Annotated in this window: 16 protein-coding genes and 1 pseudogene; 15 read left to right on the forward strand and 2 right to left on the reverse strand. The window is 39.5% G+C overall.

Going from position 1 to position 15,590, the window contains the following annotated elements:
* From B4H39_RS08525 to secG, 13 genes and pseudogenes are all read left to right on the forward strand, one after another.
* Window positions 1-412: pseudogene (locus tag B4H39_RS08525) on the forward strand (hypothetical protein); the annotation flags it as partial.
* Window positions 413-632: 220 nt separating this feature from the next.
* Window positions 633-2,024 (forward strand): MFS transporter, encoded by a 1,392-nt coding sequence (locus B4H39_RS08530; RefSeq protein ID WP_251421458.1) that lies wholly within the window; start codon window positions 633-635, stop codon window positions 2,022-2,024.
* 80 nt (window positions 2,025-2,104) lie between these two features.
* On the forward strand, window positions 2,105-3,340 hold the full coding sequence (locus B4H39_RS08535) for a phosphopentomutase (protein ID WP_251421460.1): 1,236 nt from the start codon (window positions 2,105-2,107) through the stop codon (window positions 3,338-3,340).
* A 68-nt stretch (window positions 3,341-3,408) separates the two neighbouring features.
* Window positions 3,409-4,224, forward strand: coding sequence for a purine-nucleoside phosphorylase (locus B4H39_RS08540; RefSeq protein WP_251421464.1), 816 nt, complete (start codon window positions 3,409-3,411; stop codon window positions 4,222-4,224).
* A gap of 84 nt (window positions 4,225-4,308) precedes the next feature.
* A complete protein-coding gene (deoD, locus tag B4H39_RS08545) occupies window positions 4,309-5,007 on the forward strand; it encodes a purine-nucleoside phosphorylase (RefSeq protein WP_251421467.1) in 699 nt (232 codons plus the stop codon).
* Between the two features lie 132 nt (window positions 5,008-5,139).
* Window positions 5,140-6,810 (forward strand): formate--tetrahydrofolate ligase, encoded by a 1,671-nt coding sequence (locus B4H39_RS08550; protein WP_251421470.1) that lies wholly within the window; start codon window positions 5,140-5,142, stop codon window positions 6,808-6,810.
* Window positions 6,811-6,823: 13 nt separating this feature from the next.
* Window positions 6,824-7,234, forward strand: a complete 411-nt coding sequence (locus tag B4H39_RS08555) for a VOC family protein (RefSeq protein WP_202230178.1) — start codon at window positions 6,824-6,826, stop codon at window positions 7,232-7,234.
* A 165-nt stretch (window positions 7,235-7,399) separates the two neighbouring features.
* Entirely contained in the window at window positions 7,400-8,257 is an 858-nt protein-coding gene (locus tag B4H39_RS08560; protein ID WP_202230179.1) for an amino acid ABC transporter substrate-binding protein, read from the forward strand.
* A 175-nt stretch (window positions 8,258-8,432) separates the two neighbouring features.
* Window positions 8,433-9,320 (forward strand): amino acid ABC transporter permease, encoded by an 888-nt coding sequence (locus tag B4H39_RS08565; RefSeq protein ID WP_202230180.1) that lies wholly within the window; start codon window positions 8,433-8,435, stop codon window positions 9,318-9,320.
* Window positions 9,317-10,078, forward strand: a complete 762-nt coding sequence (locus B4H39_RS08570) for an amino acid ABC transporter ATP-binding protein (RefSeq protein WP_251421473.1) — start codon at window positions 9,317-9,319, stop codon at window positions 10,076-10,078. Before B4H39_RS08565 ends, B4H39_RS08570 begins: the two co-directional genes overlap by 4 nt.
* Complete coding sequence (locus B4H39_RS08575) at window positions 10,071-10,304, forward strand: DUF4059 family protein (RefSeq protein ID WP_202230182.1); 234 nt, start codon at window positions 10,071-10,073, stop codon at window positions 10,302-10,304. Before B4H39_RS08570 ends, B4H39_RS08575 begins: the two co-directional genes overlap by 8 nt.
* A 64-nt stretch (window positions 10,305-10,368) precedes the next feature.
* A complete protein-coding gene (gene trxB / locus B4H39_RS08580) occupies window positions 10,369-11,289 on the forward strand; it encodes a thioredoxin-disulfide reductase (RefSeq protein ID WP_202230183.1) in 921 nt (306 codons plus the stop codon).
* A 156-nt stretch (window positions 11,290-11,445) separates the two neighbouring features.
* The gene (gene secG, locus B4H39_RS08585) at window positions 11,446-11,694 is read left to right on the forward strand and encodes a preprotein translocase subunit SecG (RefSeq protein WP_202230184.1); all 249 of its coding nucleotides are present in this window, start codon (window positions 11,446-11,448) and stop codon (window positions 11,692-11,694) included.
* Window positions 11,695-11,860: 166 nt separating this feature from the next.
* Here the strand turns inward: secG and B4H39_RS08590 are convergent, their stop codons facing one another.
* Window positions 11,861-11,989 (reverse strand): hypothetical protein, encoded by a 129-nt coding sequence (locus B4H39_RS08590; protein ID WP_271328071.1) that lies wholly within the window; start codon window positions 11,987-11,989, stop codon window positions 11,861-11,863.
* Between the two features lie 240 nt (window positions 11,990-12,229).
* Between B4H39_RS08590 and B4H39_RS08595 the strand changes: the two genes are divergently transcribed.
* Window positions 12,230-12,841 carry an alpha/beta hydrolase gene (locus B4H39_RS08595; RefSeq protein WP_251421475.1) on the forward strand — a complete coding sequence of 204 codons (612 nt, stop codon included), beginning with the start codon at window positions 12,230-12,232 and terminating at the stop codon, window positions 12,839-12,841.
* A 77-nt stretch (window positions 12,842-12,918) separates the two neighbouring features.
* Complete coding sequence (locus B4H39_RS08600) at window positions 12,919-14,085, forward strand: VOC family protein (protein WP_251421478.1); 1,167 nt, start codon at window positions 12,919-12,921, stop codon at window positions 14,083-14,085.
* A gap of 295 nt (window positions 14,086-14,380) precedes the next feature.
* Here the strand turns inward: B4H39_RS08600 and B4H39_RS08605 are convergent, their stop codons facing one another.
* Entirely contained in the window at window positions 14,381-15,367 is a 987-nt protein-coding gene (locus B4H39_RS08605) for a hypothetical protein (protein ID WP_251421481.1), read from the reverse strand.
* Window positions 15,368-15,590: the final 223 nt, after the last annotated feature.

The raw sequence follows: 15,590 nt of genomic DNA on the forward strand, positions 1-15,590 counted from the left end.
ACCTGTCTCTGTCCCATATATAGGTCCTGCTATTTTGGATGAAGATATTGTTTGGGAAGGCGGTTGGCGTTGGATAATGAGTGCCAGCAGCTTGGCTCAATTTCCTGATGCTGCGGCTGACATCACTCAAGTTGACTCAGGTGGCACACCACGTGCTTTTACACTTTCCGTAGCAGATGTAACACGCTTATCAGGGCCAGGTCGTGCTTTTCCTAATAGGATAGCACGTATAGGTGCAAATGATACCCTTTGGTGGACGCGTACACCTTCTTCACAAGGCCTTAATCCTGATACAGGTTGGTTTGTTAATAGACTTGAAGCTAATGGTTCGCTAAATTCCCACTGGTTCATAAATTCTTCTGGAGCACATGGCGGCATGCGTCCAGCCCTCATCATCAATCCAGCAAACTAAAAAACTAGCTCAGCTAGCAAGCGTGTAAAAATCACTCCATGCGGCACTTTGTCTGTCTCATTAAGTGATTTTTTTGCTGCACACTGTCATTTTGTACAAGTTTTCTGACTTTTTTATGAAAAGTGAATACATTTTCATAAGTAAATTGACTATAATGATTTCAGTTTTAAAGATAGCGTTTTCATGAAACGTTCAAATATACCTTATCGGAGGATTTTCTTTGGAAGCACAATTTACAAGACGGCAAACTGCTACACGTGAAGGACAGATAGGAAAAGCTGTTCCTGTGATTCTTTTACTCATGATTTTTTCTTTAGTTATTGATAACTCATTCAAAATTATTTCGCCTAAACTGGTTGGATATTTTCATGTCTCTGCCAGTACAGTTGCTTGGCAAGTTACATTGGCGGGGCTAGTTATAGGCATGGGAGCAGTTGTCTATGCTTCGTTATCAGATAGTATCAGTATTCGAACCTTACTTATTTTTGGCATTTTCTTAATTTCCCTAGGTTCATTTATGGGATATATGGTCCATACTAATTACTGGCTGGTTGTATTCGCCAGAGTTCTTCAAGCTGCGGGCTTAGGTGCGACTGAAACACTTTATCTTATTTTTGTTGCCCGTTATGTGGCACCAGCTAAACAGAAAAAATATTATGGATTTTCCACCGCGAGTTTTCAAATTGCAACCGTCATTGGAACATTGACTGGAGGCTTTATCACCACTCATCTGGCTTGGCAAAATTTATTCCTTGTGCCACTCCTTTCTCTATTTTTCATTCCTTTTCTCTTGAAGTATCTTCCTGAGGAATCAAAGGGGAAAAAATATATTGATGCTCTTGGAATTATACTTGTAGCAGTTGTGGCTGTCACCGCAATGATATATCTGACAAACTTTTCTTGGCTTGTGTTGATGGGCTTTATCTTTTCCACTGCTGTGTTTTTACTCTATATCTCCCACAAGAAAAACGCTTTTATTACTATTGATTTCTTTAAAAATAAGTTGTTTGTCCTTACGCTGCTCGTTGCTCTTTTAATTTATTCTACTCAAGCAGCTTTCACCTTAAATACTTTTTCCTTCCTCTTAACCACTGTTTATCATATGCAGCTGGACAGGGTATCACTCATGTTTATTCCAGCATGTTTGGCTGCGGCATTGGTTGGAAGTCTGTCAGGCCAGATTGCCTCTAAGCTTGACTCTTTTCAAGCCGTCCTTGTGTCAATGCTTGCTATCGTTCTTTCGATTCTATTGGCTGCCTTTCTCATGGGTGCATCGGTCTTTATTTTTGCAGGACTGCTTATTTTAAGTTCATGTGCCTTTGCGATGATGTACGCGCCACTCATGCATACGGGACTTGAAAGAATGCCAGAGGCAAATAAGGGAACAGCTATCGGCTTTTACAATCTTTGTATTAATATCGCAATGTCTGTTGGTTTTACCTATTCTTCACGTTTTATTGATGGCGTAAACCTTTCCCTTTTTCCGTCTACTGTAGAAGGCCACTATAGCGAAGTTTTACTTATGATTTCTTTTGTAGCTTTATCAGCCTTAGTCCTCTTTGTTTTCTTGATCAGAGGACAGATTCCGAATAAGAAAAGTTTTTCTGATTGAAACTTTATCTTTGGAAAGCTATTCGTCGTTAAATAGTTTATAATGGTACTATATAGAGTTCATTAAGTAAGGAGAATATTATGCCTAAGAAATTTAATCGTGTTCATCTCATCGTTATGGATTCAGTGGGTATTGGAGCTGCACCAGATGCGGATAAATTCTTTAACCATGATGTAGAAACCCATGAAGCAGTAAATGACGTTAACTCAGATACGATCGGTCATATTTCAGAAATTCGTGGACTTGATGTCCCAAATCTTCAAGCCATGGGTTGGGGAAATATTCCGCGTGAAAGCCCTCTTAAAACAGTGCCTGCAGCTGAACAACCTAAAGCTTATGTGACAAAGTTACAAGAAGTTTCTAAAGGTAAAGACACAATGACTGGGCACTGGGAAATCATGGGTTTGAATATTCAAACCCCTTTCCCAACATATCCGGAAGGCTATCCTGAAGATTTGCTTCAAAAGATTGAAGAATTTTCGGGACGTAAGGTCATTCGTGAAGCAAACAAACCTTATTCTGGTACAGCTGTAATCGCTGACTTTGGCCCACGTCAAATGGAAACAGGTGAGTTGATTATCTATACGTCAGCCGATCCCGTATTACAGATTGCAGCACATGAAGATATCATTTCACGGGAAGAATTGTATAAAATTTGCGAATATGTACGCTCTATCACACTTGAAGGTTCAGGCATTATGATTGGTCGTATCATCGCACGTCCTTATGTAGGTACAGCAGGTAACTTTACGCGTACAGATGGGCGGCGTGATTATGCGCTGAGTCCATTTGACGAAACAGTGTTAGAAAAACTTTATAAGGCTGGAGTTGATACATATTCTGTAGGAAAGATATCTGACATTTTCAATACTGTTGGTGTGAAATATGATATGGGACACAACAAAAACGATATGGATGGTGTGGATCGCCTGCTTAAAACAATGCGTAAAGACGAATTCGTTGAAGGCTTTAGTTTCACCAACTTAGTTGATTTTGATGCAAAATATGGCCACCGTCGTGATGTGGAAGGTTACGGACAAGCCATCGAAGACTTTGATGGACGTTTGCCTGAAATTATTGAAGCGATGCGAGAAGACGACTTACTGATGATTACAGCCGATCACGGGAATGACCCTAGTTATGTAGGCACAGACCATACACGTGAATATATTCCACTTGTTGTTTTCTCACCTTCATTGAAAGAGCCAAAAGTTTTGCCTTTAGGCCACTTTGCCGATATTTCTGCTACAATTGCAGACAACTTCAATGTTGATAAGGTCGAAATTGGAGAATCATTCCTTGAAATCTTGGTCTAATCAATAGTTAAAAAGTTTACTTCAAGGAAGAAGATACTAGAAGAATAAAAAATTAAAGGAATGAAAAAATGGACGTGAAAGTAAAGTTAGCTGAAACAACAAAGTTTCTTAAAGAGCAAGGTGTAGGTGAAATTGACGTTGCACTCATCTTAGGGTCAGGTTTGGGAGAATTAGCAGGAGAAATTGAAAATCCCGTCATCATCAAATATGAAACAATTCCACATTTTCCTGTTTCAACAGTTGTTGGTCATGCAGGGCAACTTGTGTACGGTGACTTGTCAGGAAAGAAAGTTATTGCCATGCAAGGGCGTTTCCATTTTTATGAAGGAAATACAATGGAGGTTGTGACTTATCCTGTACGTGTTTTCTCGGCTCTCGGTACACCATCAATTATTGTTACCAATGCTGCAGGCGGAGTAAATAAAGACTTCGCGCCTGGCGACTTGATGATTATCAGTGACCACATCAATTTCATGGGAACAAATCCACTGATTGGCCCTAACGATGATGAAATCGGTCCTCGTTTCCCAGACATGTCACAAGCTTACGATAAAGCTTACCAAGAACTTGCAAAGGAGACTGCAGCAGAGATGTCAGTCAAGGTTCAAGAAGGTGTCTACATGGGCTTCACAGGACCAACCTATGAAACACCAGCAGAAATCCACATGGCACGTACGCTGGGAGCCTCAGCAGTAGGTATGTCGACTGTTCCTGAAGTCATTGTGGCGGTGCATTCAGGAATGCGTGTTTTAGGTATTTCATGTATTACTAACTTGGCTGCAGGCATGCAGAGTGAACTTAACCACGCGGAGGTTGTTGAGACAACAGAACGTGTGAAAGAAACATTTAAAACACTTGTTAAGAATGTTTTAGTAAAAATGTGATAAAATAAGAGAAAACGTGTTAGCGTTTTCTTTTTTTAGAGAGGAAGCGCGGCACGAGAAGAAATCAAAAAATAAGGAGTAACTATGTCAGTTCATATCGAAGCCAAAGAAGGTCAAATTGCAGATAAAATCCTCTTGCCAGGAGATCCCCTACGCGCCAAGTTCATCGCGGAGAATTTTCTTAAGGATGCTGAACAATTCAATAATGTTCGAGGGATGTTGGGCTATACAGGGACCTATAAAGGACACCGTATCTCAGTTATGGGAACAGGCATGGGAATGCCATCTATCTCCATCTATGCACATGAGTTAATCACCGAATACGGCGTGAAAAAATTGATTCGTGTAGGCACAGCAGGTGCATTGAATGAAGAGGTTCATGTGAGGGATTTGGTCTTAGCGCAAGGCGCTGCGACAACTTCACGCATCATCAAAAATGATTGGCCTCAGTTTGATTTGCCACAAATTGCTGATTTTGATTTGTTGGACAAGGCCTATCATATCGCGAAAAACTTAGGCATTCAAACGCATGTGGGAAATGTTCTTTCAGCAGACCTTTTCTACAGTGACCTTGACACCCTTGCTATCGGAAAACTGGGTGTTAAAGCTGTGGAGATGGAAGCAGCAGCTCTTTACTATCTGGGGGCTAAACATAATGTTCAGACTTTAGGAATTATGACAATCTCAGACAGTTTGGTAACTGGAGAATCAACAAGTGCGAAAGAACGGCAAAATACCTTTACTGATATGATGAAAGTGGGCTTGGAAACACTCATTCTCTAAAGAAAAGCACAAATTTGAAAACCGAACATTCCATACGTGAAACTGCGTATTTCACTTCTAATGAAAGAAATTTCCAAATGTTTTTGTTAAAATGATAAGGAAGTTATAAAGAGTAAGGGAGCCGCTGAAGAGATGAAAACAGATATCGAAATCGCACAAGAATGCAAGATGCAACCTATCACAGAAGTCGCTGAAAAAATTGGTTTAAGTTTTGAGGATATCGAACTTTACGGGAAATATAAAGCAAAAATACCGCTTGAAAGTCTCAAAAAGTTTGAGGGGAATGCTGAAGGCAAACTCGTGCTGGTCACATCAATTAACCCTACACCTGCAGGAGAGGGGAAATCAACTGTTACGGTTGGCTTGGCAGATGCCTTTGCACGTTTGAACCAAAAGGTAATGGTGGCGCTACGTGAACCTTCTTTAGGACCTGTGATGGGAATCAAAGGTGGTGCAACAGGTGGTGGCTATGCTCAGGTTCTGCCTATGGAAGATATCAATTTGCATTTTACAGGTGACATTCATGCGATGACGACAGCGAATAATGCCATTGCAGCTCTTTTAGATAATCATATCTTCCAAGGCAATGCTCTAAATCTTGACAGCCGGCGCGTGGTTTGGAAGCGTGTCTTGGATATGAATGACCGCGAACTTCGCCATATTGTGGCTGGATTAGGCAGTGTGGTTAATGGTGTGCCGCGTGAAGATGGCTTCGATATCACTGTAGCCAGTGAGATTATGGCTGTCCTTTGTTTAGCTACCTCATTGACGGACTTGAAAGCACGCCTTTCACGTATTGTGGTCGCTTATACTTATGATCGCCAACCTGTGACTGTAGGTGATTTGGAGATTGAAGGCGCAATTACTGTTCTATTAAAAGATGCGCTCAAGCCAAATCTGGCACAAACCATCGAAGGGACACCAGTTTTAGTTCACGGTGGGCCTTTTGCTAATATTGCGCACGGCTGTAACTCTGTTTTAGCGACAAAAACAGCCTTGAAGTTAGCCGATGTGACTATTACGGAGGCTGGATTTGGCGCAGATTTAGGCGGCGAAAAATTCCTCGATATCAAAACACGTCAGTTAGGTAAAACACCTGATGCCATTGTTATTGTTGCTACTCTTCGCGCTTTAAAAATGCACGGTGGCGTTGCTAAAACAGAACTTACTGAAGAAAATGTTGCAGCTGTTACTCAAGGGTTTGCAAATCTGAAGCGTCACATTAAAAACATGGCGCGTTATGGAGCTCCTATCCTTGTAGCCATAAATCAATTTTCCAGTGATACAGAGGCAGAAATAGCCGAATTAACAAGACTTGTTGAAGCAGAAGGTGTTGCTGTCAGCTTGACACAAGTCTTTGAAAAGGGCGGTGCAGGTGGCATTGACTTGGCCGAAAAATTAACAAACATTTTCAGTCAGGAGGCAAAAGATTTCCACTATCTTTATGATTTGGAAGCCTCAGTAGAAGAAAAGATTTCAACAGTTGTGACCCAAATTTACGGCGGCAAGAAGGTTAACTTTTCTGCAAAAGCAGCACGTCAATTGAAAGAAATTGAGGAAAATGGTTGGGACAAGCTTCCTGTTTGTATGGCGAAGACCCAGTATTCATTTTCGGATAATCCAAAACTTTTGGCAGCACCAGAAGGTTTTGAAGTGACAGTACGTGAGTTGGTGCCAAAGATAGGCGCAGGATTTATCGTGGCTTTGTTAGGAGATGTCATGACAATGCCTGGTTTACCTAAAAAACCAGCAGCTCTGAATATGGATATTGACGAATCCGGAAAAATTACAGGTTTATTTTAAGAAAAGGGGAACCATGGTAAAATCAAAAGTCACGCCTTTTATTACATTAAATGGTAAATCGAAAGAAGCTATGGATTTTTATGCGAGAGTTTTACCAGAAACAAAAATTACACGGATGGATTTTTATAAGGAAAGTCCAGATTTTAGCGAAGTTGAAGAAGAACTCGTCTTATATGGTGCCTTATCCATAAAAGGAGCAGAAGTTTTCTTTTTAGACATGCAAGAACAATACCCTGCACCTGAACCAACTTGGGCACATTCTATTTATCTTGACTGCGACACAGAGCAGGAATTTGATCAAATTTTTGCAGCTCTATCGGAAACAGGTTCAGTGATGATGGGGCCTGAATCAGTGGGAAACATTCGTAAGTGTGCCTGGATTACCGATAAATTTGGTATCACTTGGCAGCCTGTGTGGGAGTAATATTGAAAGCTATTCTTTTTGAAGAAGAGCTTTTTTTAATGGAGACATTAAAGAAATAAAATCCCGGTATAAAAAAATGTTAACCCCTTGATAAGCAAATGATATGACAAACTTAGAAGGCTCATGGTAAACTTTAAATATCAAAAATTTAAGGAGAACATCACTATGAAAAAGTCACTGAAGCTTTCGCTTGCGCTCGTTTCGCTCATCGCTGCAGGAGCTTTAGCTGCTTGCAGTAATGGTGGTTCATCAAATAAAGAAGAATCGGCAAAGAAGCAGACGGAGATTGTTGTAGCTACAGATGGAGCAACAAAACCCTTTACATATGCGGACAGTCAAGGGAACTTGACGGGCTATGATATTGAGGTGGCGCGAGCTGTTTTTGATAAGTTACCCGAATATAAGGTGACTTACCAAGCAGTTGACTTTTCCGGAATTGTTCCAGGATTGGACAGCGGACGTTATCAGATGGGAGCCAATAACTTTGGCTGGTCAAAAGAACGGGCGGAAAAATATAACTTTTCGTTCCCAATTTCAAAATCTAATAATGCTGTCTTGACAAGGGACGGGAACTATAAAACGCTGGCAGATCTTGCTGGTAAGAGCACAATTGGAAATCCAGCCTCTAACTATACAAAGATGATTAATGATTGGAATGCTGCCAATCCAGATAAAAAGATAAATATTAGTTATTCGTCAGACAGTACCTCAATCAATACACGCTTTAATCAAATAGAGTCTGGAAAGATTGATTTCATGCTCTATGATAAGATTTCTCTCAAATCCAGTGTGAAGGAGCAAGGGTTTGACAGCTTGAAAATCCAAGATATTGATACCTCAACAGGAGATCCGGAGCATGACGGCTACGAATATTTCCTCTTTGCAAAGGATGAAACGGGTACAGAACTGCAAGCCAAGGTTAATAAAATCCTTGCTGAACTTGAAAAGGATGGGACACTGAAAAAGCTTTCTGAGAAGTACTTTGAGGGGAACTTCGTTCCTGAAGCAGACAAGTTTAAATAAGCTGGGGAGAAGCAGTCTTTTCGAAAAAAGAAGAAATATTTCAAAGACAAGAAAAAATCATAAGATTCTTGTATAATAGTAGGAGTAGTGTAAAAGCTGTCCCTGAGTTTCTCACACACAAGCTATTTGTGATAGGAGTGAGGGACTTAGACAGCTTTCTTTGATGAAGATAAAAATGAATAAAAATAAAAAAATAATTTTGGGATTGGGAGTCTTGCTCCTGTTGCTCATATTGCCCATGCTTCCGTTTTTAATGATTCAAGGGCAGTATAGTTTTGATGAGTTTTGGTCCATGTTTTTCACTAAGATATTCAGTTGGGAAGCCTTTAGTTCGGCTTTTCTACCGATTATTAAAATGATACCAGTCTCCTTGCAGATGACGTTCATTGCCATGTTCTTTGGCCTCATTTTGGGGCTGTTACTTGCACTTGTCAGAATAAATAAGATTCCCATTTTAGATCAATTGCGTGCCTTATTTGTCTCCTTTACACGTGGGACACCGATTCTGGTACAACTTTACTTGACCTATACAGGAATTCCCTTGATTCTTAAAGCGATTAACATGAATTACGGGACAAATTATACGGTCAACTCTGTCCCGGCCATGCTCTTTGTGATTGTGGCTTTTGCGCTTAACGAAGCTGCTTATAACTCAGAAACAATTCGCTCAGCTATCCAATCTGTAGACAAAGGACAAATCGAAGCCGCGCGTTCTCTAGGGATGACAAATTTTCAAGTTTTCTGGCGTGTGACCTTACCTGAGGCAGCATCAGTTGCTACAGCTCCGCTGGGCAATGCTCTGATTGGCTTACTTAAGTCAACTTCTCTGGCCTTTGTCGCTGGTGTGGTTGAGATGACCGCCCAAGCTCAAATCATTGGGGGTTCAAGCTTCCGCCTCTTTGAGACTTATCTTGCTTTAGCCTTACTTTACTGGCCTATCTGTATCGTTTTAGAAATCTTGATTCGTAAGATTGAAAGCAAACTGGAAATCAAAATGCCTAAAGCAGCACGGAAAATCTCACTTGGACGCAATCCTTTTGACAACGGGGTGACCAACAAATGATAAAAATTTCAAATTTAAGCAAGTCTTTTGCAGGAAATGTTGTCCTTGACAATCTGAACCTGGAAATTAATGAAGGTGATGTTATTGCGCTTATCGGGGCATCAGGTGCCGGCAAGTCTACTTTTCTACGCTCCATCAACTATCTTGAAGAAGCAGACAGTGGACAGTTGGAAATTGATAACTTCAAGGTAGATTTTGAGCATATTAGCAGGCAAGAAATTCTCGAACTGCGTCGGAGGACAGGGATGGTCTTCCAGCAGTTCAATCTCTTTGAACGTCGTACAGCCCTAGAAAATGTTATGGAAGGCTTAATTCAGGTTAAGAAAATGCCCAAAGCAGAAGCACAGAAACTTGCTGAGGAAAACTTAAGAAAAGTCGGTCTTGAAGAGCGTATGGATTACTATCCAAAATTCTTATCGGGTGGACAAAAGCAGCGTGTAGGAATAGCACGAGCAATGGCAATGCAACCAACTTTACTCTTGCTTGATGAACCGACATCAGCGCTTGATCCTGAACTTGTTGGGGAAGTGCAAGAAACCATTCTCAATGCAGCCAAAAACAAGCAAACGATGGTTTTGGTCAGTCATGAAATGGACTTCGTCTATAATGTAGCGACCAAAGTCCTCTTCCTTGAGAAGGGTAAAATTATTGAGGAAGGTAGTCCCAAGGAAGTCTTCCATCATCCCAAAAATCCACGAACGAGTGAATTTTTATCTCGTCATGTTAAAACCAACGGTATAGGAAGGTCAAATGATTAATTTAGTTTTACAGTTTTATCTTAAGGGTCTACTCGTTTCTTTTTTAGTCGTCGGTGTACTCAGCCTTTTATATGGTTTTATTTATTGGGCAAGAAATCGTCATAGACCGAGCAATGTTTGGCGTAATCGCTTGTTTGATATTATCTTAATCGATATTTTGACCATCCCAATTTTGAGTTTTGCTATTGTGGGTATCTTGATTATTTTCAGAATCCGTGGTTTATAAATCAAAATAATGGCAAATAATTTAAAGAGAATTTATAATGGTTTTATAACTGGAGAGGTGAATTATGACAGAAAAAATATATGATGTAGTAGTTATCGGTGCAGGACCTGCGGGCATGACCGCAGCTATGTACAGTGCGAGAAGTGAAATGAAAACCCTACTTCTGGAACGTGGCGTTCCAGGTGGGCAAATGAATAATACAGCAGAAATTGAAAACTATCCAGGCTATGGCCAAATCATGGGTCCTGAGCTCTCAATGAAAATGTATGAACCCTTGGCTGATCTTGGTGTTGAAAATGCTTATGGCTTTGTCACATCGATTGTTGATAATGGTGCAACAAAAACGATCAATACTGAAGAAGAAGTATTCGAAACAAAAGCAATCATCATTGCGACAGGAGCAAACCACCGTAAGTTAGGTGTGCCCGGCGAAGAAGAGTACGGTGCGCGTGGCGTATCTTACTGTGCGGTCTGTGATGGTGCTTTCTTCCGTGATCAAGATATTTTGGTTGTGGGTGGAGGAGACTCTGCTGTAGAAGAGGCAATTTTCTTAACACGTTTTGGTAAATCAGTAACCATCATGCATCGCCGCGATGAACTCCGTGCTCAGAAGATTATTCAGGAACGTGCCTTTGCAAATGATAAAATCAAATTTATCTGGGACTCTGTTCTTGAAGAAATCAAAGGTGACGACCGAAAAATTGAATCAGTCCGTTATAAAAATGTTAAAACAGGCGAAATTACCGAAGCAAACTTTGGAGGCATTTTTATCTATGTTGGTCTAGATGCCGTTTCTGAGTTTGCACGTGACTTGGGGATAACTGATGAAGAAGGCTGGATAATCACAGATGCTACGATGAAGACAAGTATCCCAGGTATCTTTGCTGTTGGAGATGTTCGTCAGAAAGACTTTCGACAAATTACAACCGCAGTAGGCGATGGTGCTCAAGCAGCGCAAGAAGCTTACAAATATGTTGAAGGCTAAACAAAAAGGCTATTTTAGAGTTGAAGGTCTAAAAACTGATTATAAATCAAGAAACTTAGCGTTTCAATCAGGTTTACCAATCTTTTATCATTCGTATTATGATGATAATTATGTTATAATTGTTTCAGTGTAATTCTGATTAAGGAAGAAAAGTATATGGATAAGATGATTTTTGACGTTTTACTCGTCGCTATGTTGATTGTTTCTGCAGTTTTAGTTATTTCAATTTTGATGCAGCCTTCCAAGCAGGATGGAGCAGCGGACGCATTTTCAGGAGGATCAGGTGAACTCTTTGAGCGTCGTAAGGCACGTGGTTTCGAAGCGGTAATGCAAAGATTTACAGCTATTACTATTGGAATCTGGCTTCTTCTCGGCTTCATGTTGGTCGTTTTATCAACGAAGTAATATTAAAATAGAATCTCTTAAGAAGTAGTGGTGAACTGAATTTTTAGTGGCCACTATTTTTTTATTTGTAGAAAAATAAAGTTTTATAGACAAAAGTTAACAGATTTTCCACTTTTTTTGGTACAATTTAATTACATAATTTCATAATTTCAATTTACTCCTTAGTTTATGGAACCTTCCAAAACTGAGGGGTTTTTGTATGCTCTTTTTGCGGTAAGTTTTGAATAGAGGGATGAAGTGAGAGTTTGGAGCTGGCAGAAGGGGAGATAAGTTTCCATAGTGCAATTTTTGCCATGTGTAAATCCTTATCTCCTGGACTTTAAGGGGGTTCTAAAAAATTTTTGGAAAAAATAAGATTTAGGACTTGACGTTTACAAAAGTAAACGGTATAATACAATTGTAGTTTACAAATGTAAATGAAAGAGGCATGATTATGAAACACATAACTGAAATTAATGCACAGAAGAAACGATGTTGCTTGCAGTGTAAAAACAATGTTGAGAAGCAATGAACAGGCTAAAAATAAGGAGTTAGAATGACCAACTACATTTTGAAGGAAGGCGATAACAGCCTTGCACCAATTTTAGTTTTACACAGTACAGGCGGTGATGAACACCAGTTAGTGCCACTTGTGGAGGAATTATTTCCCAATCATCCTTTTTTGTCTATACGTGGGCGGATTAGTGAGCAGGGGATAAATCGCTATTTTAAACTTAAGGGACAAGGATTTACGAAGGAAAACTTTGATTTGGTTTCCTTAGAAGAAGAGGCACAGTGGCTGACAAAGGAAGTTGAACGTTTAGGGCAGCACTACCAATTAGATCTCTCAAAGCTGAATGTTATTGGCTATTCAAATGGTGCCAATATGGCGCTCTACATGCAACTTAAAGGGTTGTTCAAGTTTGACAAAATCTTGGCTTTTCATACCATGCAGCTTACAGAAGTTGGAACGCCAGTTCTTTCCGATGAGAGCAAAGTTTTTCTTACCCATGCGGACAATGATCCGATTGTGAGTAGAGAAAATCTTAAAGAGCTCTCTACTGATTTGGAAAAAACGGAATGTCAGCTTGAAATATTTAAGGCCAAATTTGGGCATCAACTGAGTGATGAAGAAATTTTAGCCGCAAAAAAATGGTTAGAAAAATAAAAAAGAAGCTGACTCTAAAAGAGCACGTCTTCCTGATAGAAAAAATAATAGAAAAATTGAAAAAAGAGGAAAAACAAATGACTACAGAAATCGAAACACAAAACATCCTTAGCGGCGTTCACCATGTTACAGCAATCACATCAAGCGCACAAAAGAATTATGATTTTTTCACAAATATTTTGGGACTTCGCTTGGCAAAATTGACAGTCAATCAAGATGACTATGAGACTTATCACCTTTACTTCACAGGGGAAGATGGGAAGAGCCCAAATATGACCTTCTTTGACTTCAAGGATATTCCAAAAGGGATGCATGGTGCAAACAATATTGAACGTGCTTCTTTCCGTGTACCTACAGATGAATCACTTGTTTACTGGACAGAACGTTTTGAAAAAGCGCATGTTAAACATGGAGAAATTAATGTCAAATTTGGCAAAAAGACACTCGAATTTGAAGACTTTGATGGTCAAAAATATCAATTAATTTCAGACCAAGACAACACAGGGGATGCTGCACTTGATCGCTCATGGCTCCTCTCCAATGTTGCACCTGAACATGGAATTATTGGCATGGGACCGGTTTTCGTGAAAGTTACGGATACCTATAATCTACGTATTATTTTGGAAACAGTTTTCGGTTTCCGTTATGCAGGGCAAGAAAATAATATGCATCTGTTTGAAGTAGCTAACGGAGGAAACGGAGCAGCCTTGATTATCGAAGAAGCAGAGGAAAATGAACGTTATGCTTATCAAGGCTACGGTACTATTCATCATTTGGCTTTAGGGACTACAAATCCAGAGACTTTGAAATACTGGATCGATCGTATTCAAACTTTCCGTTTACCACATTCAGGCTTGGTTGATCGTTTCTATTTCTCTAGTGAATATGTGCGTGTTGCTCCCGGTGTTCTTTTTGAGATTGCGACATTTACACCGGGTATTGGAGCGCTTGAGATGGCAGAGTCTGGTGATGGGGCAGTAGATAGCTATGAGGAAGCCCTAATCACCTCAGGTTTCTGGATTGACGAAACAAAAGAAGAAGCTGGGAAAGATCTGAGTTTACCGCCACATCTTTTCCCAGAAGATGAAGCGGTCAAAGCACGTACAGCAGCAAGCCTCCGACCTTTAGATACATCAGATACAATGCGTGATCGTCGTCAAGATGAGTTATGGACTGTCGATAAGGTTGTAGAACGCAAAGAGGGAGAAAGTTTAGAAGAATTTGAGCAGCGTTATCTGGGTTGAGTCATCCACCTCTAAGATTTGAACTTCTAGGAGAGAGACTGAACAGCAGCAATAAAGCGTAAAAAGCAAAAATAGAATCGCTTATGCGGTTCTATTTTTTGCGACTTTTGAACACTATGGAAGCCTTTAGATGCTCTTTTTAGACATATTGAAACCTTTATGGAAACCAGTAAGCTACTGCTATTTTTGCATTTTACATTAGACTTTGAAAAAGTGGAAAACAAGAAAACCATCCGTTTATCGGATGGTCGTTAAGATTTCTGATATTTATCCTCATATCCTTGATTTCTATCACTTAATATGTATCAACTTCTTCTGATGATTCCAGCATCAAATTTTTGAACATTTGTGATAGAGAAATTGCATCTTTTTCAGATGGTTCAGTTATGCTCTTATTTTCTTTACTTGACTTAGCAGTGACAGTCATTTTGAATTTGGCACTTGTTTTTCCATCTTTAGACTGAATGTCTCCATTGATTTTAGATTCAGACTCATGTGTTTTAGGATTTAAAGTAGTTTCAACATCCATAGATTTGATGTTTGTATACTTATCTAGGTCATCCATCATCGCTTGGACATCCTCTTTGTTGGAGGTAGTCATGAGGTTTTTTAGATAGCCTTTGATATCATCACCGTTGCCAGAAAGTTTCATCGTTACTTTATCACCTGACTGAGTAAAGTTCTTTTCCGGAATATCTTTGAAGTTTTTTTCAATATCTTTTTTATCTGTTTTGTTTTTTTCGAAAAACTGATTGTAAGTAGATTTCCACGACTCACTGTCAGCACTTCCGCCTTGGGAAGCAATGCCGTTCTCCATCACAGTCTGATCAACAAGAAGGTATTTTTGATCCAGTTGGTCAAGAAGTTGACCATAGAGACTTACATAAGGATTAGCAGATTGGAAGTTATCAATCAGAGATGTGACTTGTGAATTTTCTACATAGACGCCTTTTTTACCAAGAAGCATGTTCAGTTCAAGCTCTTGGTCTGATATTTTTCCGTCAGTATTAAGTGCAACTACTTTATTATTGTAATCAACACTTACTTTAACATTCATCGATGCATTGTTAAGAAGAGCATTAATTTCTTTGCTTGATGCATCGCCTTGCATATCAAAGCTGTCAAACTTTATAGACACATCGTGAGAATTATTATCTTGAGATTGATTGCTCAAGGCAGTGTAGCTATCAATGTAGTTTTGCTTTGCTGTTTTTGAATTAGAGCAGGCCGTTAAAGTAAAGGCCGTGAGCAATGCTGCACTAACTAAAAAATGTTTCTTCATACTATACTGTCTCCCAATTTAAGTTTAAGCTAATTTTAAGAAAAAAACTCCATAAAGTCAAGCAATAAATGAAAACATATCATCCAAAGAACGGTGCTCAACTTTTTAAACTTTAAATTTACTTTAATTCATATTTGAGCATTTTAAAGTATAAAATGTTGCATATTTATGCAACGAGTTGTATAATAAATGATAAATTAAAATAAAGAGAGAAAGATAATGT

This window comes from Lactococcus sp. UBA7128, from assembly GCF_002492185.1.
In the GTDB taxonomy this organism is placed as follows: Bacteria; Bacillota; Bacilli; order Lactobacillales; family Streptococcaceae; genus Lactococcus; species Lactococcus muris.

Bases quoted from the DNA above. Each gene is read 5' to 3' on its own strand.
- deoD (WP_251421467.1), top strand. From the start codon at position 4,309: ATGTCAGTTCATATCGAAGCCAAAGAAGGTCAAATTGCAGATAAAATC.
- B4H39_RS08600 (WP_251421478.1), top strand. From the start codon at position 12,919: ATGACTACAGAAATCGAAACACAAAACATCCTTAGCGGCGTTCACCAT.
- trxB (WP_202230183.1), top strand. From the start codon at position 10,369: ATGACAGAAAAAATATATGATGTAGTAGTTATCGGTGCAGGACCTGCG.
- B4H39_RS08570 (WP_251421473.1), top strand. From the start codon at position 9,317: ATGATAAAAATTTCAAATTTAAGCAAGTCTTTTGCAGGAAATGTTGTC.
- B4H39_RS08605 (WP_251421481.1), bottom strand. From the start codon at position 15,367: ATGAAGAAACATTTTTTAGTTAGTGCAGCATTGCTCACGGCCTTTACT.
- secG (WP_202230184.1), top strand. From the start codon at position 11,446: ATGGATAAGATGATTTTTGACGTTTTACTCGTCGCTATGTTGATTGTT.
- B4H39_RS08535 (WP_251421460.1), top strand. From the start codon at position 2,105: ATGCCTAAGAAATTTAATCGTGTTCATCTCATCGTTATGGATTCAGTG.
- B4H39_RS08565 (WP_202230180.1), top strand. From the start codon at position 8,433: ATGAATAAAAATAAAAAAATAATTTTGGGATTGGGAGTCTTGCTCCTG.
- B4H39_RS08590 (WP_271328071.1), bottom strand. From the start codon at position 11,989: ATGGCAAAAATTGCACTATGGAAACTTATCTCCCCTTCTGCCAGCTCC.
- B4H39_RS08550 (WP_251421470.1), top strand. From the start codon at position 5,140: ATGAAAACAGATATCGAAATCGCACAAGAATGCAAGATGCAACCTATC.
- B4H39_RS08595 (WP_251421475.1), top strand. From the start codon at position 12,230: ATGACCAACTACATTTTGAAGGAAGGCGATAACAGCCTTGCACCAATT.
- B4H39_RS08560 (WP_202230179.1), top strand. From the start codon at position 7,400: ATGAAAAAGTCACTGAAGCTTTCGCTTGCGCTCGTTTCGCTCATCGCT.
- B4H39_RS08555 (WP_202230178.1), top strand. From the start codon at position 6,824: ATGGTAAAATCAAAAGTCACGCCTTTTATTACATTAAATGGTAAATCG.
- B4H39_RS08575 (WP_202230182.1), top strand. From the start codon at position 10,071: ATGATTAATTTAGTTTTACAGTTTTATCTTAAGGGTCTACTCGTTTCT.
- B4H39_RS08540 (WP_251421464.1), top strand. From the start codon at position 3,409: ATGGACGTGAAAGTAAAGTTAGCTGAAACAACAAAGTTTCTTAAAGAG.